This is a genomic window from Arthrobacter sp. 210 2 (assembly GCF_059093025.1).
On record NZ_JBNHIE010000002.1, the window covers coordinates 32885 to 53391 of the forward strand.

Annotated in this window: 22 protein-coding genes; 11 read left to right on the forward strand and 11 right to left on the reverse strand. The window is 67.6% G+C overall.

The features are described 5' to 3' along the window. Positions 1 to 59 precede the first annotated feature (59 nt). Together AC5RWA_RS04560 and AC5RWA_RS04565 are read left to right on the forward strand one after the other, a co-directional pair. A complete protein-coding gene (locus tag AC5RWA_RS04560) occupies positions 60 to 983 on the forward strand; it encodes a GAF domain-containing protein (RefSeq protein WP_079596907.1) in 924 nt (307 codons plus the stop codon). After that, a complete protein-coding gene (locus AC5RWA_RS04565; RefSeq protein WP_494056727.1) occupies positions 980 to 1903 on the forward strand; it encodes an SGNH/GDSL hydrolase family protein in 924 nt (307 codons plus the stop codon). Before AC5RWA_RS04560 ends, AC5RWA_RS04565 begins: the two co-directional genes overlap by 4 nt. A 34-nt stretch (positions 1904 to 1937) precedes the next feature. On the opposite strand, the gene AC5RWA_RS04570 is transcribed toward AC5RWA_RS04565, so the two are convergent. After that, complete coding sequence (locus AC5RWA_RS04570; RefSeq protein WP_275730525.1) at positions 1938 to 3290, reverse strand: uracil-xanthine permease family protein; 1353 nt, start codon at positions 3288 to 3290, stop codon at positions 1938 to 1940. 187 nt (positions 3291 to 3477) lie between these two features. Here AC5RWA_RS04570 and AC5RWA_RS04575 point away from each other — a divergent pair, with 187 nt between their 5' ends. From AC5RWA_RS04575 to AC5RWA_RS04585, 3 genes are all read left to right on the forward strand, one after another. After that, entirely contained in the window at positions 3478 to 4083 is a 606-nt protein-coding gene (locus AC5RWA_RS04575) for a malonic semialdehyde reductase (protein ID WP_494056728.1), read from the forward strand. A gap of 126 nt (positions 4084 to 4209) precedes the next feature. Further along, on the forward strand, positions 4210 to 4398 hold the full coding sequence (locus AC5RWA_RS04580) for a hypothetical protein (RefSeq protein WP_494056729.1): 189 nt from the start codon (positions 4210 to 4212) through the stop codon (positions 4396 to 4398). A 38-nt stretch (positions 4399 to 4436) separates the two neighbouring features. Further along, a complete protein-coding gene (locus AC5RWA_RS04585; RefSeq protein ID WP_494056730.1) occupies positions 4437 to 4724 on the forward strand; it encodes a hypothetical protein in 288 nt (95 codons plus the stop codon). Here AC5RWA_RS04585 and pgm read toward each other — a convergent pair. Next, complete coding sequence (gene pgm / locus AC5RWA_RS04590; protein ID WP_494056731.1) at positions 4721 to 6373, reverse strand: phosphoglucomutase (alpha-D-glucose-1,6-bisphosphate-dependent); 1653 nt, start codon at positions 6371 to 6373, stop codon at positions 4721 to 4723. The two genes, AC5RWA_RS04585 and pgm, sit on opposite strands and share 4 nt — an antisense overlap. A gap of 251 nt (positions 6374 to 6624) precedes the next feature. Here pgm and AC5RWA_RS04595 point away from each other — a divergent pair, with 251 nt between their 5' ends. Next, the gene (locus AC5RWA_RS04595) at positions 6625 to 7548 is read left to right on the forward strand and encodes an NERD domain-containing protein (protein ID WP_494056732.1); all 924 of its coding nucleotides are present in this window, start codon (positions 6625 to 6627) and stop codon (positions 7546 to 7548) included. Here the strand turns inward: AC5RWA_RS04595 and AC5RWA_RS04600 are convergent. Continuing rightward, positions 7508 to 8467 (reverse strand): LysR family transcriptional regulator ArgP, encoded by a 960-nt coding sequence (locus AC5RWA_RS04600; RefSeq protein ID WP_494056733.1) that lies wholly within the window; start codon positions 8465 to 8467, stop codon positions 7508 to 7510. The two genes, AC5RWA_RS04595 and AC5RWA_RS04600, sit on opposite strands and share 41 nt — an antisense overlap. Before the next feature lie 69 nt (positions 8468 to 8536). On the opposite strand from AC5RWA_RS04600, the gene AC5RWA_RS04605 reads away from it, so the two are divergent. After that, the gene (locus AC5RWA_RS04605; RefSeq protein WP_494056734.1) at positions 8537 to 9133 is read left to right on the forward strand and encodes a LysE/ArgO family amino acid transporter; all 597 of its coding nucleotides are present in this window, start codon (positions 8537 to 8539) and stop codon (positions 9131 to 9133) included. A gap of 57 nt (positions 9134 to 9190) precedes the next feature. After that, entirely contained in the window at positions 9191 to 9760 is a 570-nt protein-coding gene (locus tag AC5RWA_RS04610) for a DUF4190 domain-containing protein (protein WP_494056735.1), read from the forward strand. A 73-nt stretch (positions 9761 to 9833) separates the two neighbouring features. On the opposite strand, the gene AC5RWA_RS04615 is transcribed toward AC5RWA_RS04610, so the two are convergent. Further along, positions 9834 to 11285 (reverse strand): purine-cytosine permease family protein, encoded by a 1452-nt coding sequence (locus tag AC5RWA_RS04615; RefSeq protein WP_494056736.1) that lies wholly within the window; start codon positions 11283 to 11285, stop codon positions 9834 to 9836. A gap of 207 nt (positions 11286 to 11492) precedes the next feature. Continuing rightward, positions 11493 to 12191, reverse strand: coding sequence for a FadR/GntR family transcriptional regulator (locus tag AC5RWA_RS04620; RefSeq protein WP_476244593.1), 699 nt, complete (start codon positions 12189 to 12191; stop codon positions 11493 to 11495). Between the two features lie 134 nt (positions 12192 to 12325). On the opposite strand from AC5RWA_RS04620, the gene AC5RWA_RS04625 reads away from it, so the two are divergent. The 3 genes from AC5RWA_RS04625 to AC5RWA_RS04635 all read left to right on the forward strand — a co-directional run bounded on the left by AC5RWA_RS04625 (position 12326) and on the right by AC5RWA_RS04635 (position 16511). After that, on the forward strand, positions 12326 to 13690 hold the full coding sequence (locus tag AC5RWA_RS04625; protein ID WP_494056737.1) for an SLC13 family permease: 1365 nt from the start codon (positions 12326 to 12328) through the stop codon (positions 13688 to 13690). Positions 13691 to 13756: 66 nt separating this feature from the next. Beyond that, complete coding sequence (locus AC5RWA_RS04630; RefSeq protein ID WP_494056738.1) at positions 13757 to 14983, forward strand: CaiB/BaiF CoA transferase family protein; 1227 nt, start codon at positions 13757 to 13759, stop codon at positions 14981 to 14983. A gap of 1 nt (position 14984) precedes the next feature. Continuing rightward, the gene (locus AC5RWA_RS04635) at positions 14985 to 16511 is read left to right on the forward strand and encodes a carboxyl transferase domain-containing protein (RefSeq protein WP_494056739.1); all 1527 of its coding nucleotides are present in this window, start codon (positions 14985 to 14987) and stop codon (positions 16509 to 16511) included. 41 nt (positions 16512 to 16552) lie between these two features. Here the strand turns inward: AC5RWA_RS04635 and AC5RWA_RS04640 are convergent, their stop codons facing one another. From AC5RWA_RS04640 to AC5RWA_RS04665, 6 genes are all read right to left on the reverse strand, one after another. Continuing rightward, positions 16553 to 16975 carry a lipopolysaccharide assembly protein LapA domain-containing protein gene (locus tag AC5RWA_RS04640; RefSeq protein ID WP_176156832.1) on the reverse strand — a complete coding sequence of 141 codons (423 nt, stop codon included), beginning with the start codon at positions 16973 to 16975 and terminating at the stop codon, positions 16553 to 16555. Positions 16976 to 17056: 81 nt separating this feature from the next. Then, the gene (locus AC5RWA_RS04645; protein ID WP_494056740.1) at positions 17057 to 17416 is read right to left on the reverse strand and encodes a hypothetical protein; all 360 of its coding nucleotides are present in this window, start codon (positions 17414 to 17416) and stop codon (positions 17057 to 17059) included. 231 nt (positions 17417 to 17647) lie between these two features. Continuing rightward, positions 17648 to 17851 carry a hypothetical protein gene (locus AC5RWA_RS04650; protein ID WP_115524725.1) on the reverse strand — a complete coding sequence of 68 codons (204 nt, stop codon included), beginning with the start codon at positions 17849 to 17851 and terminating at the stop codon, positions 17648 to 17650. 164 nt (positions 17852 to 18015) lie between these two features. After that, positions 18016 to 18243, reverse strand: coding sequence for a hypothetical protein (locus AC5RWA_RS04655; RefSeq protein WP_494056741.1), 228 nt, complete (start codon positions 18241 to 18243; stop codon positions 18016 to 18018). A 124-nt stretch (positions 18244 to 18367) separates the two neighbouring features. After that, the gene (locus AC5RWA_RS04660; protein ID WP_494056742.1) at positions 18368 to 19774 is read right to left on the reverse strand and encodes an amidase; all 1407 of its coding nucleotides are present in this window, start codon (positions 19772 to 19774) and stop codon (positions 18368 to 18370) included. After that, positions 19767 to 20498 carry a Type 1 glutamine amidotransferase-like domain-containing protein gene (locus AC5RWA_RS04665; protein ID WP_494056743.1) on the reverse strand — a complete coding sequence of 244 codons (732 nt, stop codon included), beginning with the start codon at positions 20496 to 20498 and terminating at the stop codon, positions 19767 to 19769. The genes AC5RWA_RS04660 and AC5RWA_RS04665 overlap by 8 nt, the downstream gene beginning before the upstream one ends. Positions 20499 to 20507: the final 9 nt, after the last annotated feature.

The following is a 20507-nucleotide window of genomic DNA, read 5'->3' on the forward strand; positions in this document are numbered from 1 at the left end:
ACGTATTCTTAGAACAAGGTTTTGCAGTAGGCCGAAGCGCTTCAAGCAAGGCATGGAGTATGGCCGCTGAACCCTCGGGGCAGGTTGGCTGGGGACCTCTTCCAATGCCACCGGAGCCGGTATTCGACAGCAAGGACGTCGAGACCTACCTCTGGGAAGTCACCCGTGACTTCATGACGGACATCAAGGGTGAAAGCCGCGGCATCAGCTGGGCGGCCACCCTCTTCCGCCTGGGTAAGGCGCACACGCTTGCCGCCAGTACCGACCAGGCGCGCGAGGCGGACCGGGAGCAGTGCTCCTTTGCGGACGGCCCGGTCATGGAGGCGCTGCGGACGGGCGAATTCGTCCTGCTCTCCGACCTCAGCCGGGACAGGCGCTGGCCGGGGTACTCCAGTGCGGCCGCGGGCCACGGCGTCCAGTCGCTCCTGTCCGCGCCCATCGTCTCCGAAGGCGGGGCGAGCGCGGCCATCAACCTTTACGGCTCCGAGCCCCACACGTTCACCAGCGACGACCTCCTGCGGAGCCGCAACTACGTGCAGCAGGTGGCCCGCGCCCTGCGCGTGGTGGTCAGGGTGGCCGAGCGGGCGGAAGCGACGGCGGGAATCGCCGTGGTGCAGAGCTCGCTGGTGCTGGTGGACCTGGCCGTGCGCAGCCTGATGAACGAGTACGGCCTCAGTCGGGAGGGTGCCCTCCGGTTCCTGCAGACGCAGGCGCTGCACCATGAACTGGACCTGCGGGACGCCGCCTTGAACGTGGTGGTGCCTGGAGCGGCAGCGGGAATGGGCGGGCCGGCAATGGACCTGCCCCTGGCAGACCGGCCTGCCGCAGAGCCTCCACAGCCGCAGCAGGACATACCCGACGGCGCGGCGGACTGGCGCCTGCCTGCGCCGGCCGAGCTGGATCAACAGCCACAGATGCCACCTGGGGCGGGGGCCGCAAAGAAGCAGCGCCCGCCGTCGCGTCCACGAAGGAGGACGGCATGACGACCGAAGAGCAGGACCTGCGGGCCGGCACCGGGGCGGGGGAACGGCACCCCTGGCGCCGCTTCGTGGTGATCGGCGATTCCTATACCGAGGGCGTGGGAGACCCTGAACCGCGCAGCCAGGGCGGCCTCCGGGGCTGGGCGGACCGGGTGGCGGAGGAGTTGAGCGACGGGCAGCCGGACTTTGCGTACGCCAACCTTGCCGTGCGGGGCATGCTGCTGGGGCAGATCCTGGACCGCCAGCTGGCTCCCGCGCTGGCCCTGAAGCCGGACCTGATTGGCATGTCCGGGGGTGGAAACGACGTAATCTTCCGGCTCGGCGATCCGGACAAGCTCGCGGAAAAGATGGATGAGGCGGTGGGCCTGGTGACCGGAACCGGCGCCACAGTCCTCCTTTTCGCGGGGCCGGACTGGGGCGATATTCCCGTGTTCAGTCAGATCCGCGGAAGGGTGGCCATTTACAACGAGCACCTTCACAGGATTGGCCTCCGGCACCACGCCATCATGGTGGACCTGTGGTGCCTGCCGGAGCTGCAGGATGCCAGGATGTGGGACCGCGACCGGCTGCACCTTTCGCCGCTGGGTCATCATGCCGTAGCAGTTGCCACGCTCAACGCGCTGGGTGTTCCGCACACCCTGAAGCCCCTCCAGCCCCGGCCGCTGCCGGCCCAGGGATGGACCCAGGCCCGGGCGGAGGACCTGATCTGGGCGCGGCAGTATTTCCTTCCCTGGGTGCTGCGGCGCCTGCACCCCCGTCCCGACGATGATTCCCTGGTGGCAAAACGGCCACAGCCGGGACCCATCTTCGGCCTGGGCCGGCCGGGACCGTTCCCCCCGGGCCACCCGGCCGGGCGCAGCGCCGCGAAAGGCGCCGCCGTCGACCGCAACGTGGAAGGGGAGGAATCGGACGAGGTGGCCTGAGCGTGGCCGCCCCGCAGCCTGCAGGTGTAAGCGCCTAGCGCTTCTTCGGCGCCCGCTTGGTGGCGGCGTTGGCCGCGGCCTTGGCTGCCGGCGGCAGGCCTGCCTGTTCGGACTCCGGCTCGGCCACGGTGCCCCGGGCCTTCGCGATGGCCTTCATTCCGTGGTAGATCACCAATGCCGCGGCCGAGCCCAAAGCGATGCCGGTAAAGGTCAGCTCGCCGATGGTCCAGGTGTAGTCAGCGATGCCGATAATCAGGGCCACGGCTGCCGTGGTCAGGTTCACGGGGTTCGAAAAGTTCACCTTGTTCTGGACCCAGATCTTGACGCCCAGGATGCCGATCATGCCGTACAGCATGGTGGCCGCGCCGCCCAGGACGCCCGGCGGGACGGTGGCGATGAGTTCGCCGAACTTGGGGGAGAAGCTCAGCAGGATGGCGAAGATGCCCGCCACCCAGTAGGCCGCCGTCGAGTAGACCTTGGTGGCGGCCATAACGCCGATGTTTTCAGCGTAAGTGGTGGTTCCCGAGCCGCCGCCGAAGCCGGCGAGGACTGTTGCGGCGCCGTCGGCCATCAGCGCACGTCCGGAGACGCCGTCGAGGTTTTGGCCTGTCATGGCGGCCACTGATTTCACGTGGCCAATGTTCTCGGCCACCAGCACCAGGACCACGGGCACGAACAGGCCAAGGACGCCGATGTGGAACTCGGGGGTCTGGAACTGCGGAAGGCCCACCCAGGCGGCGGCCTCCATCTTGTCGTAACTCACTTCGCCGCGGAGCATGGCCACGAGGTATCCGACCACCACGCCCACCAGGATGCTGAGCCGGCCCAGGATCCCGCGGAAGAGGACGCTGACCAGGATGATGGTGGCGAGGGTGACGACGGCGGTGACAGGCGCGGCGTCGAAGTTCTGCTTGGCGGCGGGGGCAAGGTTAAGGCCGATGAGCGCCACGATGGCGCCGGTGACGATGGGCGGCATGAGGCGGTTGATCCAGCCTGCGCCGAACTTCTGCACGATGGCGCCCACGAGGGCCAGCGCCGCGCCGGCGAGCACCACTCCGCCCAGGGCGCCGGGCACACCGAACTGCTGCTGGGACGCCATGATGGGGGCGATGAACGCGAAGCTGGAGCCGAGGTAGCTGGGCACGCGGCCCTTGGTGATCACCAGGAACAGCAGCGTGCCGATGCCGGAGAAAAACAGGGTGGTGGCCGGCGGCATTCCGGTGATGATGGGCACCAGGAATGTTGCGCCGAACATGGCCACCACGTGCTGCATGCCCACGCCGATGGTCAGCGGCCAAGCCAGCCGTTCGTCAGGCGCCACCACGTGGCCGGGCTTGATGGATTTGCCGGTGCCGTGCAGCTTCCACTTGATTCCGAGCATGCTCATGGGCTGGGCCTTTCACAGGGGGTTGCCGCCGATGGCGAAGATGAACTGCCACCAGAATACCGCTCGGCAAGGCTGTGCCGAAGGTCACGTACCGTCAGGGGAAGAGGACGGGAGAACTTGAAGTTGCAACTATGGACAGCAGAGAGGCCACTCCGGCAGGCGGGGCGGCGCAGCGAAAGGTATGCCAATGACCATTGCACACGAAGAAGCGGTTATCGATCCGGCCGCCGTCGACGCCATTTTCGCCCAGGCCCGCACCGCCAACTCCTTCCAGGGGGAAGTGACCGAAGAGCAGGCCCAGGCCATCTACGAACTCACCAAGTTCGGCCCCACCGCCTTCAACTCCCAGCCGCTGCGCGTCACCTACGTCCGCTCCGATGAGGCCCGCGCCAAGCTCGTGGACGCCCTGATGCCCGGCAACCGCGCCAAGACCGCGTCCGCCCCGCTGGTGGCCATCCTGAGCTACGACACCGACTGGGCCGGCCAGTGGGACAACTTCCTCCCCGGCTACAACGCCCCCAAGGCCATGTACGACGCCAACCCTGAGCTCGCCGCGGCCACGGGCAACAACAACGCCCACCTGCAGGCCGGCTACTTCATCCTGGCGGTCCGCTCGCTCGGCTTCGCGGCCGGCCCCATGACCGGCGCGGACTTCGGTGCCATCGACGAGGCCTTCTTCCCGGCCGGCGACCAGAAGAGCTTCCTGGTGGTCAACATCGGCCAGCCTGCCGAGGACGCCTGGGGCGAAGCCAAGCCCAAGTTCGCTTACGAGGACGTCGTCCGCACCGTCTAACCCCCCCCGGGCGGTGGTTGAGCCTATCGAAACCCCGAATGCTCTATCACTTATGGTCCTTCCGGCCGCCCGGAAAGGACCATAAGTGATAGAGCATCGGTGGTTAAGGAGTGGGAGACTGGGCAGATGCGGAACCTCATCTTCGTGGCGTTCGTCGAGCCGGTGGCTGAAGGCCAGGTGTTCCTGCGGTCCGCGTGGCCGCTGCACATTACTTTGGTGAGGTTCGACGTCGGCTCTCCGGACAGTGCCGACGACGCCGTCCGCCTGGCAGAACAGGCCGGCCGCACGCATCCGCTGCCCTCGGTGCCGGCCTGACAGTGGGGGAGGACGCGGCCTTCGGCAGGAACGGAACCGTGCCCGTCAGCCTGGTGGACCCGCACCCCGCCCTCCAGGCACTGCACGAGCAGCTCGTCCATGCGGTCACGGACCTGGGCGCCACCATCCTGACCCCGCGCCACACGCTCTCCGGCTATCGCCCGCACGTGTCGCACCACGGTGCTGCAGGAGCGGGAGTAAAGCGCCTTCACCCGGGAGACGCCGTCGTGCTTGACCGGATCGCCCTGGTGGACATGGCGCCGGATGGTGACCACACCATCCGGCGCGTGCTCCGGCTGTGGAGCCGGGAACCGGAGGCCGGTTAGGCGATGACGCCGTCCACCAGCGCCTTGGCCTCGGCCTGGACCTGCTTGAGGTGCTCCTCGCCCTTGAAGGACTCGGCGTAGATCTTGTACACGTCCTCGGTGCCGGACGGGCGCGCCGCGAACCAGGCGTTCTCGGTGACCACCTTGAGCCCGCCGATGGATGCGCCGTTGCCCGGCGCCTCCGTCAGCTTGGCGGTGATCTCTTCGCCCGCCAGGGAGGTCGCTGTGACGTCCGACGGCGACAGCTTGCCGAGTGCCGCCTTCTGCTCACGCGTGGCTGCTGCATCAATGCGTGCGTAAACCGGGGCGCCGAACTTGTCCGTCAGCCCCTTGTACAGCTGTGAAGGGGACTTGCCCGTCACAGCCGTGATCTCCGAGGCGAGCAGCGCCAGCAGGATGCCGTCCTTGTCCGTGGTCCACACGCTGCCGTCCTTCTTGTTGAAGGAGGCGCCGGCGGATTCTTCCCCGCCAAAGGCACCCTCGCCGGAGAGCAGTCCGGGCACGAACCACTTGAATCCGACCGGCACCTCCACCAGTTTGCGGCCCAGGCTTTCGGCCACGCGGTCAATGATCGAGGAGGACACCAGGGTCTTGCCCACCACCGAGGCGGGGTTCCAGCCGCTGCGGTTCCGGTAGAGGTAGTCGATGGCGACGGCGAGGTAGTGGTTCGGGTTCATCAGCCCGCCGTCGGGGGTGACGATGCCGTGGCGGTCCGCGTCCGCATCGTTGCCGGTGGCCACATCGAAGGCAGAACCGCCGTCGGACATCCGCTTGATCAGGGACGCCATGGCCGCGGGCGATGAGCAGTCCATCCGGATCTTTTCGTCCCAGTCCAGGGTCATGAACGCCCACTGCGGGTCCACCGTGGGGTTCACCACGGTGAGGTTCAGGTGGTGGCGTTCGCCGATCTCGCCCCAGTAGTCCACCGCTGCGCCGCCCATGGGGTCGGCCCCGATCCGTACGCCGGCGTCGCGGATGGCGTCCAGGTTGAGGACGGAGGGAAGGTCGTCCACGTAGCTGCTGAGGAAATCGAACTTGCCGGTGGTGTCCGCGGCCAGCGCATCGGCCAGCTGGACACGCTTCACGCCCCGCAGGTCGTTTTCGAGCAGTTCGTTGGCGCGGTTGGCGATCCAGCCGGTGGCGTCGGAATCGGCGGGTCCGCCGTGCGGGGGGTTGTACTTGAAGCCGCCGTCAGCCGGCGGGTTGTGGCTGGGGGTGACCACGATGCCGTCAGCCTGTGCAGCGCCGGGTCCGGCGTTGCGGTTATAGGTGAGGATCGCGTGGCTCAGGGCGGGGGTGGGGGTGTAGCCGTGGCGGGCATCGATGAGGACCTGGACGCCGTTGGCGGCAAGCACCTCCAGTGCGGAGTTCTGTGCCGGCTCGCTCAGCGCGTGCGTGTCCTTGGCCAGGAACAGCGGCCCGGTGACGCCCTGCGCCGCCCGGTATTCGACGATGGCCTGGGTGATGGCGACGATGTGTTTCTCGTTGAAGGATGCCTTGAGGCTGGAGCCGCGGTGGCCCGAGGTACCGAACACCACCCGCTGGCCTGGATCACCCAGGTCCGGGGTGAGGTCGTAATACGCGTCAAGGAGCGCAGTGATGTCAACAAGGTCCTGGGGTTGGGCAACTGTACCCGCGCGGCTAGCCATGGCACCAGCATGCCAGAACCTCGCGGCAGTCAAAACGAACCCGCCGGAATCCGGGCACCTGTGACGGCGCCGCGTCATGAACCGGTGGGACGTTAACCAAGTAGCCAACCTGAGTACAGGCCCCGCAAAGTACTTATATACCGGGGCCTGCCGGCACTGTTACGTTCGAAAAAACCGGGAAAAACATCCGTAAGCAATGGACGACGGCGGCCTGCCGCCCTCGTCCCTCCGGCAGGGAAGCAGGGACGGCCATGGGGGCAGGAGACGGAGCAGCCGAGCAGTCCAGGCTGGCCGCTGAGAGGGTTGCCAGGCTCAAGCGCCGGCTCGACCAGGCCGAGCATGCCACAAAGGCGTGGGATGCAGGGGCCGCGGGCGGACAGGTGGTGGCGGACAAGCTGAGCGAGCTGGTTCCGCGCGGCTGGTACGTGCTGCACGACGTGCACTGGCCAGGGCGCCCGAAGGCGAACCTTGACCACGTCCTGGTGGGGCCTGGCGGGGTTGTGGTGGTGGACGCCAAAAACTGGACCGGCGAAGTGCGCGTTGCCTCCGGGGTGCTGTGGCAGGGACGCTACGCCCGCACCCAGGCGGTGGAAGGTGCGCTGGCCCAGTGCGCCGCGGTGGCCTCGGTGGTTGACCCGCCGCATCGCAGGCTGGTTCGCCCCCTCATCTGCATGGCCGCGCAGCCGGACCTCTTCGGCATCACCAGCTCCGACGTCGCCGTCGCGGGATCCCAGCGTTTGGTGGGGGCCATCGAGTCGTTGCCGCCCGTTCTGGACCAGCAGGCCGTGGTGGGACTGTACGAGCACCTGGGCCAGGAGCTCACGCATGAGCAGGAGCCGGGGATCACGGCCTTCCGGAACGTCCGGCCAGGAACAGTGGTCCACCCAACAGGGGCCCTGCCGCCAAGTGGGCCAGCGGGCAAGGGCGCTGACATTGAACAGGCAACGGCTCAGGATTCCCTTTCCCAAGGTGGCCCCGCGGCGGGCAAGCACACCACGAACAGGAGCGGGAGCTCTGCCCGGCATCCGGCGGGCCGCCACCTTAAGGCAGCCGGCGTGCGGCAGGGCCGGAACGTTAAGGCCCACCAGCACGCGGGAGCCGGTGCGGGACGCCTCGCGCTGCTCGCCGCGTTCGTCATTTTCGCCGTTTATATCCTGCCGTACTGGGGGTACTAGCCCCGCGGCCGGCACGTGACCGCGGCTGTTCCCTGCCAAGCCGGGAACGGGCCGGAACCAGCAGCTTGCTGCTGGCCTGCCGGACGGTGTCCGTGAGGCGGTTGAGCCCTTCGGAGTCCAGGGTCCAGGACTGCCAGTAGAGGGCTACGTCCTCGTGGCTGTCCTCCAGGCGGACCAGGGATCCATCGGCGATCTCTCCGGTGAGCTGCAGCTCCGGGATCATTCCCCACCCCAGTCCGGCCCTGGCGGCGGCGAGGAATCCTTCCGAGGATGGAACGGTGTGCGTGGGCGGCGGCTGGTCGATACCTTTGGCATCGAGCAGCTGGCGCTGGAGGGTGTCCTTGGCGTTGAACTTCAGCACGGGCATCGCCGCCCAGTCCAGGCCCTCCGGCGTGGTGAAGCGGCCCTGCAGACCGGCGGCGGCCACCGGGATGTAGCGCATATGCCCCAGCAGCTCTACCCGGCAGCCGCTCACCGGAACGGGATCGGAGGTCACTGCGCCCATCACTTCCCCTTCCCGCAGGAGTTGGCTGCTGTATCCCTGGTCCTCGACATGGAGGTCGATGGTGGTGTCATCCCATTCGGCGGCCTCTGCCAAAACCGGAACGAACCAGGTGGCCAGCGAATCCGCATTGACGGCCAATGGCAGGTGGGTCCGGGACGACCTGCCGCTGCCCAGGGCGTTCGATGCCTCGGCCTCGAGCACCTGCACTTGGCGGGCCATGCGGAGCAAAAGCATGCCGGCGTCAGTGGCCGTGCAGGGCACCCGGCGGCGCACCAGGACCTGGCCCACCGAGGCTTCCAGGGCCTTGATCCGCTGGCTCACGGCGGACGGGGTGATCCGCAGCGCGTCCGCTGCAGCCTCGAAAGTCCCCTCGTCAACCACTGCGGTCAGTGCCTTCAGGTGCTCGAAGTTCATGAAGAAATTCTAATGGAACAGTAGGATCTGTTATTTGTCTTCATCGTGCGGTCCCTTTAGCGTCGAAGCATGTGGACCACAGGGATAACGGGACTTCTGACCGGCCTCGCGCTGATCGTGGCGATCGGGGCGCAGAACGCCTTTGTGCTCCGCCAGGGAATCCGGCGGGAACACGTGGGTGCGGTCGTGGCCGTGTGCATGGCGGGCGATGCATTGCTGATTCTTGGCGGCACTGCCGGCATCGGTGCCCTGGTCACCCGTTTTCCGGAGGCCCTGGAGGTGCTGCGCTGGGGCGGGGCTGCCTACCTGCTGTGGTTTGCGGTCCGGTCCTTCATGGCGGCGTTGAAGCCCTCGTCGCTGACTGAGCAGCCTCCGCGATCGAAGCACTCGGTGGTTGCCACTGCGGTCGCCTTGACCTTCCTGAACCCCCACGTCTACCTGGATACGGTGGTGCTGCTGGGCAGCCTGGCCAACCAGCAGGGCTCCGGTACGCGGTGGATCTTCGCAGGCGGCGCCGTCACCGGCAGTGTGCTCTGGTTCTCCGCCCTGGGGTATGGGGCGCGGAGGCTGGCGGGGGTCCTCGGCAGCCCGCGGACCTGGCGCTGGGTGGACCTGGCCATCGGGGTGTTGATGCTGGTGCTCGCCATCAGGCTTGTAGTGCACTGACGGGTTCCGGAGGACGGTTCGGCGGTAGGCTGGGAATCAAAATCCTAGGGGGAAACCTTGACTGACCAGCCTGCCCGGCGCCCTGAATATCCGGGGCCTGACTACCCGGGCGCAGACCCGCAACCCACCGTGCCGCCGTCGGGCTATGAACCGCCCCGCTTCGTGCCGCCTTACGGCTCGGAAGCGCAGAACCAGGGCGGGAGCCAGTACCCGGGCAATCACTACTCCGAAAATCACTACGGCGGCGATCAGTACGGTGGCGACCAGCACGGCGGGAATCCGTACGGACAGCCGGCCGGCGCCTATTCGCAACCGGCTCCGTACGGACGGCCCGCCAGCCCGTACGGACAACCCGCCTATTACGGGATGCCGGCCGAACCAAAAACATTGAGCATCGCCAGCATGGTGTGCGGCATCGCCTCCGTGATCATGGGCTGGCTGCTCCTGCCGCAGATCGCGGCGATCGTCACGGGCCACATGGCGCTCAAGCGGGAGCCGTCCGGCAAGGGCATGTCCATCACCGGCCTGGTCCTGGGCTATCTGTGCCTGCTTGGCTATGGCGCCTTTTGGCTGCTGCTCATCATCGGTCTGGCATACGCCGGCACCACGTCGACGGGCACCTTCTAACCCCCGGATGCCCTATCACGTCTGGTCCCTAAGACACGGTTTTAGGGACCAAAGGTGATAGGGCATCCGGCTTTTAGGCTTTGCCCGCGGCTGCCAGCGGAACCCTGTCCTCCGCCGGACCGGGCGGGTAGATGGAGTCCGCGGGCGCCCGGTTGGTGGCCTTGGCCCAGGGGTAGTAGATGGCGAGGGTGACCACGATCCCCACCAGCCAGGAGATGTCCGCGCCGCCCAGCAACTTGGTGACGGGACCGGTGTACAGCGCCTGCGCCAGGAACGGGATCTGGATTACGACGCCGACTCCGTACGAGACCAGCGCAGCCGCGTTCCAGCGGCCGTACCGTCCGTCCGGGTTGTACAGCGCCGGGATGTCCAGGCGGTCGCGGGAGATCTTGTAGTAGTCCACGAGGTTGATGACCGACCAGGGCGTGAACACCATCAGCAGCAGCAGGACAAAGTTCTTGAAGAGGTTCAGGAAATCCTTGCTGGCGAAGAGCGCGATGAGGACGCTGGCGCTGATCACCGTAACAATGAACACGATCCGCAGTGTTTTGGACACCGAGTCGCGGCGGTTGACGGCGGTGCTGATGGTGACGCCGCACATGAAGGCCCCGTAAGCGTTGAGGCAGTTGACCGTGAGTTTGCCGGTGACGATCATCAGGTAGATGAAGACGGCGATCAGCCCGCCCCCGGCAAGGTCGCCCATGTAGCCCACCTGGTTTTTCAGGAAGTCACCGCCCAGCTTGGCTGCGGAGAGGCCGCCGGCGATCGCGCCCAGGGTCATGGCCCACTGCGCGCCGCCCACCGATCCGGCGAAGGTGTACCAGAAGGTCTTCCGCTCGGACGTGCTGGCCGGCAGGTAGCGGGAGTAGTCGGCGACGTAGGGGCCGAAGGTCAGCTGCCAGCCGGCGCCGAGGGCGATCGCGGTCAGGAACGTGGGCCATTCGAAGCCTTTGACCATCATCACCTGCGTCACGTCGAACTTCGTGAAGACCGCCACCGTCAGGTACAGGAACCCGGCCAGTCCCACTACCGTGGCGATCCGGCCCAGGGCATGGATGTACTTGTAGCCGAGGATGGCCAGCAGCGCGGTGGCCGCGCCGAAGATCAGGATTCCGACGGCGGGCGCCTCCACCCCGAGCATCAGGTTGATCGCCTGGCCTGAAAGGACGGTGCCCGTCGACGCGAATCCGATGTACATCAGGATGACCAGCACCAGCGGGATCACCGCCCCGTAGACACCGAACTGGGCCCGGCTGGAAATCATCTGCGGAAGTCCCAGCTTGGGGCCCTGCGCCGAGTGCAGTGCCATCACCGCACCGCCCACCACGTTGCCCGCCAGCAGGCCGACTATTGCCCAGAACGCGTCCGCGCCAAACACTACTGCCAGCGCGCCGTCCACGATCGCCGTAATCTGCGCATTGGCGCCAAACCAGAGCGTGAACTGCCCACGCGGGCTGCCGTGGCGCTCGCCGGGCGGAATCATTTCGATTGAACGTGCCTCTACGGCTGTACTTCCTGCGGCCATGGCCAAAACTCCTTGGGTGATAAAACGTAGGTTCCATCACACTGGGTTTGCGGCCCGATAAGAACAGGAAATTGCCCCCGGCTGTCCGGTGCTCCAGACAGGCCGGCGTGTCGGCGCAAAATTCCCCTCCGGATGGGCTATTCCCCCGCGCGTTCCAGGGGGACATGACCGTTTGGGGAGTTGTGCTCTCGCGTCGAGGGGCGCCGTCTAGCGGAGCAGCTCCACATCCGAAACGAGCTCGATGTGGGCCAGCATGGCCTCTGCTGCCCCTTCCGCATCCTGCGCCCGGATGGCATCGGCGATCTTGCGGTGCGAGGCAAGGGACTGCTCGGGCCGGCCCGGCTGGCCCAGCGATTCCATGCGTGTTTCGAGGATCATCTCCGCGATAAACGCCATGAGCTGGGCCAGCACCGAGGAATGGGCCGCAGCCGTGATGGCCTGATGGAAGAGTTCGTCGCCATGGGTGCCGCGGTCGCCGTCGCTGATCTCCCTGGCCATGACGTCCAGGGCCTCGTCGATCGCCTTCAGGTCGTCGTCGGTGCGGCGGGCCGCTGCGAGCGCAGCCAGTTTGACCTCCAGGGTGCTGCGCGCCTCCACGATCTCCGGCAGCCGGCTCCGGTGCTCACGCAATCCTTTGATGACGGATGCAACGCTCGGACGGCGCGCAAGGACCGCGCCCGTGCCGTGCTGCACATCGATAACGCCCAGGACCTCAAGGGCCACCAGGGCCTGGGCCAGGGTGGCGCGGGACACCCCAAGCCGCTCGGCGAGGTCCCGCTCGGCAGGCAGGAGGTCGCCCGGCCCCAGCTGGGCCGACTCGATGTAGGCAAGGATCTGCTCCACCAGCTGTTCGTACAGCCGCGGACGCGTCACCCGCTCCAGTCCAAGCCGTGATGTCTTCTCCACAAAGCCCTCGCTCCGTCGTCGTTCCTTCAAGAGTACAGGGGCCAGCTATTGACAGATAGACTCACTGTCTAGGAGGCTAGTCCAGTGAGCCAGTTACTCACGTCACATTTTTCTTCCCCAATGGAGGACCAACGATGTCCGCTCCTGTCTTGTCGATCATCATCCTGTCGGCGATGTTCCTGCTTGCCACCGTCCTGCCCCTGAACATGGGCGCACTCGCCTTCGTTGGCGCCTTCCTGCTCGGCACCGTGGTGCTGGGCATGTCCACCAACGACATCCTGGCCAACTTCCCCGGCGGCCTCTTCCTGACCATCGTCGGCGTCACGTACCTGTTCGCCATCGCCCAGAACAACGGAACCATCGACCTTCTGGTGCGCGGTGCCGTCAAGCTCGTGGGAAGCCGGGTGGCACTGATTCCCTGGGTGATGTTCGCCATCACCGCAGTCATCACCGCCGTTGGCGCGCTGTCTCCCGCCGCCGTCGCAATCATCGCCCCCATCGCCCTCAGCTTTGCCGGAAAGTACAAGATCAGCCCATTGCTGATGGGCATGATGGTCATCCACGGCGCCCAGGCCGGCGGCTTCTCGCCCATCGCCGTGTACGGCGTCACCGTGAACGGCATCCTGGCCAAAACCGACCTGGCCTTCAGCCCCACCGCGCTGTTCCTGTCCAGCCTGGTCTTCAACATCATCATCGCCCTGGTGCTCTTTGTGGTCCTGGGCGGGCGGGCGCTCCTGTCCTCCAAGATGAGCCACTTCGTGGAACAGGCTGCCGAAGCGCGGATGGCCGTCAGCGTCGGAGCCAAGGCCGGCGACGTTGCCTTCAAGGGCTTCGGCTCCGGCATGTACGGGCCCCGCGACCCAGCAGGCGACGGCGTGGCAGCCACCAAGGAGCGGTCCCAGCGGATCCCGCAGCTGGTGACCATCGGCGGCCTGATCGCACTGGCCGTCGTCGCCCTCGGGTTCAAGGTGGACGTTGGGTTTGTCTCCATCACCATCGCCATCGTGCTGGCCCTGGTCTCTCCTGCCGCGCAGAAAGGTGCCATCAACAAGATCAGCTGGTCCACGGTGCTGCTGATCTGCGGCATGCTGACATTCGTCGGGGTGCTGGAGGAAGCCGGAACCATCGAGTTCGTCTCCAACGGCGTGGCCGGCATGGGCATGCCCCTCCTCGCGGCCCTCCTCATCTGCTACATCGGTGCCGTGGTCTCCGCCTTCGCCTCCTCCACCGCAATCCTGGCCGCACTTATCCCGCTCGCGGTGCCGTTCCTGTCCACCGGTGAAATTGGTGCCGTCGGCGTGATCTGCGCGCTGGCAGTTGCGGCCACCATCGTGGACGTCTCGCCCTTCTCCACCAACGGCGCCCTGGTCCTGGCCAACGCGCCCGAGGGCGTGGACAAGGACCGGTTCTACAAGCAGATCCTCGGCTACAGCGGCATCGTGATCGTGGCCGGCCCCGCCCTGGCCTGGCTGGCGCTCGTGGTCCCCGGCTGGCTGTAGCCGCCCCAAGCCCCCGCACCGGCCGGCTTCACGGCCCCATCGCATATTCAGAAAAGGAACCAGCACATGAGCAGAGCTGACAATCCCCAAGGCCCCCTGGCCGGGCACACGGTCGTTGACCTGAGCCGGGCGCTGGCCGGACCGCATGCCGGCATGATGCTGGCTGACCTGGGCGCCCGCGTCATCAAGGTGGAGAACCCCGGAACCGGTGACGACACCCGCGGCTGGGGTCCGCCCTTCGTAGGACCCGAGGGCGACCTGCAGTCCACCTATTTCATGTCCTGCAACCGGAACAAGGAATCCATCAGCCTGGACCTCAAGAGCGGGGACGGCCAGGCCGTGCTGCGCGGGCTCCTGGAGCGGGCCGATGTGGTGATCGAGAACTTCCGCCCCGGCGTCATGGACCGGCTTGGCTTCTCGACCGCGGCCATGCACGAACTCAACCCGCGGCTGGTGATCCTGTCCATCACGGGCTTCGGCCACGACGGTCCCGAGTCGCAGCGCAGCGGGTACGACCAGATCCTCCAGGGGGAGGCGGGCCTGATGTCCCTCACCGGGTCCGGTCCGGACGATCCGCAGCGCGTGGGCGTCCCCATTGCCGACCTGCTGGCCGGGATGAACGGGGCGTTCGGGGTACTGGCGGCGCTGGTTGAACGCGACCGGACCGGCCACGGCCAGGTGGTGCGCACGTCTCTGCTGGCATCACTCATCGGGGTCCACGCCTTCCAGGGCACCCGCACCACCGTGGCCGGCGAAGTGCCGCAGGCGCAGGGCAACCACCACCCGTCCATCGCCCCCTACGGCCTGTTCGCCTGCAAGGACGGCAGCGTCCAGATCAGCGTCGGCAGCGAAAAGCTGTGGGCCTCCTTCGCGGCTGCCTTCGGCCTGGACCCCGCCGCCCCCGGCTTTGCCAGCAACGCTGAAAGGGTGCGGAACCGCGCCGGGGTGATTGCCGCCGTCGAACGCGTCTTTGCCGGCTACGGCGCCGCGGAACTGCTGCAAAAGCTTAACGACGCCGGGATCCCGGCCGGGAAGGTCCGCTCGCTGGACGAGGTGTACGCCTGGGAGCAGGTGGCGTCCCAGGGCCTGGTGGTGGATGTTGACCACCCGCTGCTGGGCAAAGTCAGCCTGCCCGGCCCCCCGCTGCGGTTCTTCGCACCCGGCGACACCGCGGAAACCACGGTCACCGAGCATGCGGCCCCGCCGCTGCTGGATGCCGACGGCGAATCCATCCGGCAGTGGCTGGGCCTTGTCCCTGCCGATGCAACTGCCGCCACCGCCGGGGTGAAATAGCATGCCCACGACCGAAAAGGTGCGGCACCTCAGCGCCGCCGAACTGCTGGACATTGTGGTGGACGAGGGATCCTTCATCTCCTGGGACACACCGGCACAGGAACCCGCGCTGTCCGACGACTACGCCCGCGACCTCGCCAAGGCGAGGGAGCGCAGCGGCACCGACGAATCCGTCATCACCGGCGCCGGCCTCATCCGCGGCAGGCGGGTGGCAGTGATCGTCAGTGAATTCTCCTTCCTGGCGGGATCCATCGGCCACGCGGCAGCGGAACGCATCGTGGCCGCCGTGGAGCGCGCCACCGCCGAAGGGCTGCCGCTGCTGGCCGGACCCGCGTCCGGCGGCACACGCATGCAGGAAGGAACACTCGCGTTCCTGTCCATGGTCAAGATCACCGGCGCGGTCCGGGCGCACCGGCAGGCAGGCCTGCCCTACCTGGTCTACCTCCGCCACCCCACCACCGGCGGGGTGATGGCCTCGTGGGGATCCCTGGGGCACATCAACGTGGCCGAGCCCGGCGCGCTGCTGGGGTTCCTGGGCCCCCGGGTCTATGAGGCGCTGCACGGGGAAGCGTTTCCGGACAACGTGCAGGTGGCGGAGAACCTGTTCAACAAGGGGCTGATCGACGGCGTGGTGGAACCCGGCCACCTGGCCGACCTGGTGGGCAGGGCGTTGGATATCCTGACGCCCCGCCTGGACCAGTCCTCCAAGCCGGCTGACCAGCCTGCCGCACCTGCCACCCTGGCCGTCCGGCCCGCCCCCGTGGACGCCTGGACGTCGATCGAAATCTCCCGCCGGCCCCGGCGGCCCGACCTACGCCAGATCCTCAAATACGGTGCCACCGATGCCCTGCCCCTGAACGGAACCGGGCAAGGGGAAAAGGACCCCGGGCTCCTGCTGGCCCTGGCCCGCTTCGGCAGCCAGTCCTGCATCGTCCTGGGGCACGCCCGCCCGCTGCGGAAGGACGCTGCCGGGATGGGGCCAGGCTCCCTGCGGGAGGCGCGGCGCGGCATGAAACTCGCGGAGGAACTTCGGCTGCCGCTGCTCACGGTCATCGACACCGCAGGCGCGGCCCTCTCACAGGAAGCAGAAGAAGGCGGGCTTGCAGGCGAAATCGCACGCTCGCTGCACGAGCTGATCGGCCTGGAATCGCCGTCGGTCTCGGTGCTGCTCGGCCAGGGGGCCGGGGGAGGGGCGCTGGCGCTGCTGCCCGCCGACAGGACCATCGCCGCCCAGCACAGCTGGCTGTCCCCGCTGCCTCCCGAGGGCGCCAGCGCGATTGTCCACCGGACCACGGCCTTTGCCCCTGCCATGGCCCAGGCACAGGGCGTGAACGTTGCGTCGCTGTACGCCCACGGCCTGGTGGACCACATCGTGGATGAACGCGACGACGCCTCGCTGGAGCCCCGTGAATTCTGCGGGCGGATGGCCTCCGCCATCGAATACGAGCTGGGTTCCGTAGCCGGGATCCCCGTTCCCGAGCTGGTGGCAGCGCGGGCGGGGAAGTACCGCACCCTCGGGAGCTTCTGAGCCTGCGGTGGCTGTCCGCTCTTGTGATGCTTCGGGGCGCTCTACCTTCGCTGCGTTGCCCGCGCCCGGCGGGCATTGGCGCGGAGCTGGAGGATGCGCGCGCCGCCTGCCGCCGCCACCAGGACCCCGCCGGTCACGCTGGCGATAAACAGTGCCATGCCCAGTGGCAAGCTTCCTTCGAAGCCCAGGAACCTGACCAGCACGAGGTCCTGGTTCTGCAGGATGAAGATAATCAGCAGGATCAGGAGCGCAAGGGCCGCTACCACCGCGGCCCACACCACGCCGGCGCGGGTCACCTTGGGTTCGCCGGCACCTGCCGGGGCGGGCGGGGTTGTGGCAGGTGATGAGTCTGCGGGGCGCGCGGCGGGTACCCCCGGCGTTCCGGTCCGGTCGGCCGGCGGCGTTCCATTGTCGCGCGGCTCCATCGGTCCGTCAGTCCCCGGCGTGTACTGTCCAGCACTCATTCACGTCCCCTTCCAGGATGATAAGCATGCTTATAATGCCACCTTAGCGGGGAGGTTTCGGCTGGCACAACGCCGCGCCTGCTAACTGCCGGCGATTCGTTGCGCGCGCTCGAGCTCTGCCGTGGTCAGTTCGGCAGCTTTGGTCCCCACCAGCGTCCAGCGGGACAGGGTGCCGTCCGGGCTGGCCTGCGATCCTTTGGCAAGCGCAGCGTCAATACGACGGCGGACCTCGGCTTCCTGCCGTGGATCGGCCGCGAAGACGGTCCGCAGCCTCACGGACTGTCCGTCCTGTTGGACGGCAGTGTGGTGGGCGGCGAGCGGGCACGGCGGGGGGTGCTCCCAGCTGCCGCACAGGGCTACGGTGATCGCAGCTCCGGGCGCCGCTGAGTCGGCGGCGGGGTCCAACCGGAGGGTGGCTTCGTGTACGTAGAAACCGGGCATGCGTCCATTCTCCGGCAAGAGGCGCCCCGGCGGCGGAAGGCTCCGGGCCCGGCCTGGCCAAGCCCGGCCTGGCCAAGCCCGGCCTGGCCAAGCCCGGCCTGGTCTGGCCACGCCCGGACGCAACGGAAGGGACCCTTGGGGAGGCCCTTCCGAGGACGTCGGCACTGTCAAACCGGCACTGTGCCGGACCGGCATTTCGTCAGACCGGCACAGTGTTAAACCGGCACTGTGTCATACCCTTTCCTTGCTCCGTTCCCCGGAGGGGGTGCTGGGCCGTGGCGTCCTGCGCCAGTTAGGGAAGGCCCAGAACGTGTAGTCCTGTGCCTTGACTTCCTGCTCCGGAGTTTCCGCCGGGGTTTCCTGCTTGGCTTCAGGCTGGCGGTGGGTTTCCTTCTTAACGCCCCACCCGAAGTCCTTGCTGGATGAATAGCACATCGCAGACCTCCTTATCGTGACTGCCCCTTAATCGTCCTCCCGATGTGCCCAAGAGTCGACACCCTGCAGGCAATCCGGCACTACCCGGTGCCGCACCCTTGCTGTCGAGGCTGCGAGGCTGCGAGGCTGCGAGGCTGCTGCGCTGCCGGGCCCTCGGGCCACGGTTATTGGGCCGTGGCGGCGACCGTCTCGGCCTCTTCGGGCCCGTGGAAATCGCAGGGGCCAAGGTGGCGGAGGGGACGGAGGCAGGTCCTGCCGGTGGGAAGGTGCACCATTGCGCAGCGGCCGGTTTTTGCCAGGTCTTCCCGGACGGTGGCATTGCTGAGGTCCGGCCGGAAGTCTTCACCCACGCCGGCTTGTCCAGTGGCAGCACTCGGGAATTCAGCGTTCATAATGGGCAACTCCTCGTTGAGCTTTGGCCAGGTGGAGGATGCGGAAGGGCGCTGATAAGAGTCTGCTCCCGCCAGGTTACGGGAGGGTTAAAGGGGCGTTAGGCGCAGGTCAACTACCGTCCCGCTAGAATCCCAGCTGGTGGGCCACCCGCAGCAGGAGGGCCTCCGAGCCCATCGGTCCCACCAGCTGGATCCCCATCGGGAGCCGGGTGCCCGGCGCGTTGCCTGTCCAGTGCACCGGAACGGTTATCGCGGGAAGGCCGCAGACGTTGACCATGGACGACCACGGCGCGTATTCGCACTGTTTCCGGTAGTCGCCGTCGGCATCCCCCGGCCACTGCGTTGCAGGCCAGCGTTCATCGCCGTGTGCCGTCCCGGTGAACCAGCCCACCGGGCGTGGGGTCTGTGCCAGTGCAGGCATCAGGAGCAGGTCCCACTGTGCATATTGCGTCACGGTGTCCTGCTGGAACTGCCGCAGGAACGCGAGCGCTTCGGCCAGTTTGGCCGGGCTGCGCTGCTGGGCGCGACGGCGGAAGGTGCGGGTCAGCGGGGCCAGCAGCGCTTCCCGCTGGGGGCTGATCCTGGCGGCGCCCACGCCGGCGGTCCAGGCCGTGGTGAAGGCGTCCGGGTACCGGTTGTCGTAGCGGATGCTTGCCTCGGTGACGCTGTGCCCTGCGTGCTCCAGCAGCTTCTCGCCGGCCTCAAGCGCCTCCAGCGCTTCCGGCTCCGCGGTGAACGGGAACGTTCCGGACCATGGGCTGTCCAGCGTGACGCCGATCCGCAGCCGCGGGGGCTCCTGCGCCAGCACCTCCAAAAATGCGGCGCCCGGGACAAGGGCATCCATCATGAGCGCGGCGTCGGCGGCGCTCCGGGCCAGCGGGCCGGCCACCACCAGCCTGGCGGGGTCGCCCTGGCTTTCCCCGGCAGGCACCAGGCCCCGGCCCGGCTTCAACCCGACCAGTCCGCAGGCGGCCGCCGGAATCCGGACTGAACCGCCGCCGTCGGTGCCCGGGGCGAAGGGAAGCAGGTTGGCCGCCACCGCTGCCGCACTCCCGCCCGAGGAACCGCCGGAGCTCCGGCTCAAAGCATGGGGATTGCGCGACGGCGGTGCGATGCGGTTTTCGCTATAGGCCGTCAGGCCGAATTCGGGAACCTGGGTCTTTCCCAGGGAGATCGCACCGGCCTCCTTCAGGTGCGCTACCAGCGGGGCGTCCGCGGGCGCCGGCTTGTGGTCCAGGGCAGCGCTGCCGTGGGTGGTCACCACCCCGGCCACATCCGTGAGGTCCTTGAAGGCCAGCGGCATGCCGTGCAGGACGGGCAGTGCGTTGGCGGGTGTCTGGGAACGCCGGGCATCTGCCGCCAGAGCCTGCCGCATGGCGTGTTCCGCTGTGACGGTGACGAATGCGCCCAGCAGCGGATTGTGCTGCTCCACCCTTGCCAGGAAGTGGGCGGCGGCGTCCTTTGCAGAGACTTCCCCTGAATGCAGGGCGTCCCTCAGCGCGACGGCCGACAGCTCGTGAAGCTCAGCCAAGGTACCGCGGCTCCACCATCTCCTCGAGCACGTCCCCGCCTTCTCCGCGGGTGACCCTGTACGCGCCCTTGCCCCGGACCTCGGACACGGCCTCCACAAGCGAGGTCCCGCGGTAAACCAGCCCCACGCCGTCGTCCGTACAATGCGTTTCCCCGAGGGTTCCGTCCGCAACGAGCCGCTGGACCAGGGGCCGCCGGCGTGCTTCCGAATCGTAGTGCACACCGTTGGCGTACGGCAGCAGCGCCAGGCCATTGCCCACGGCGCGCAGTTCCGGTCCGAAAGAATCAGTGGTGCCGCCCTGGAACCAGCAGATGGAACCTGCGGACACTCCGGCCAGGACCACTCCCTCCTGCCACGCGGTGCGCAGGATGCTATCCAGCCCGTGGGCGCGCCACACCGCCAGAAGGTTCACCACCGAACCGCCGCTGACCCAGACCACGTCCTGCTCCAGGAGATGCGCTGCCGGGTCCGGGTGGTTGGGCATGGTGAACAGGTTCAGGTGGCTGAACTGGATCCCAGCGAGGCGCGCTGCCTCATCCAGCTCCGCGTTGAACGCGCGCTGGTCGCCGCCGGCTGTGCCGAGGTGGGCCACTCTCGGGGTGCGCCCGCTGACGCCGGATAGCTCCACGGCGTGATGCAGGAGCAGGTCAAACTCCAGCCGCGTCCGGGCGCCTGGCTTGAGGCCGCCCGAGGTGGCCAGGATGGTGGGCTGCTCTGCGGGCACGCGTCCTCC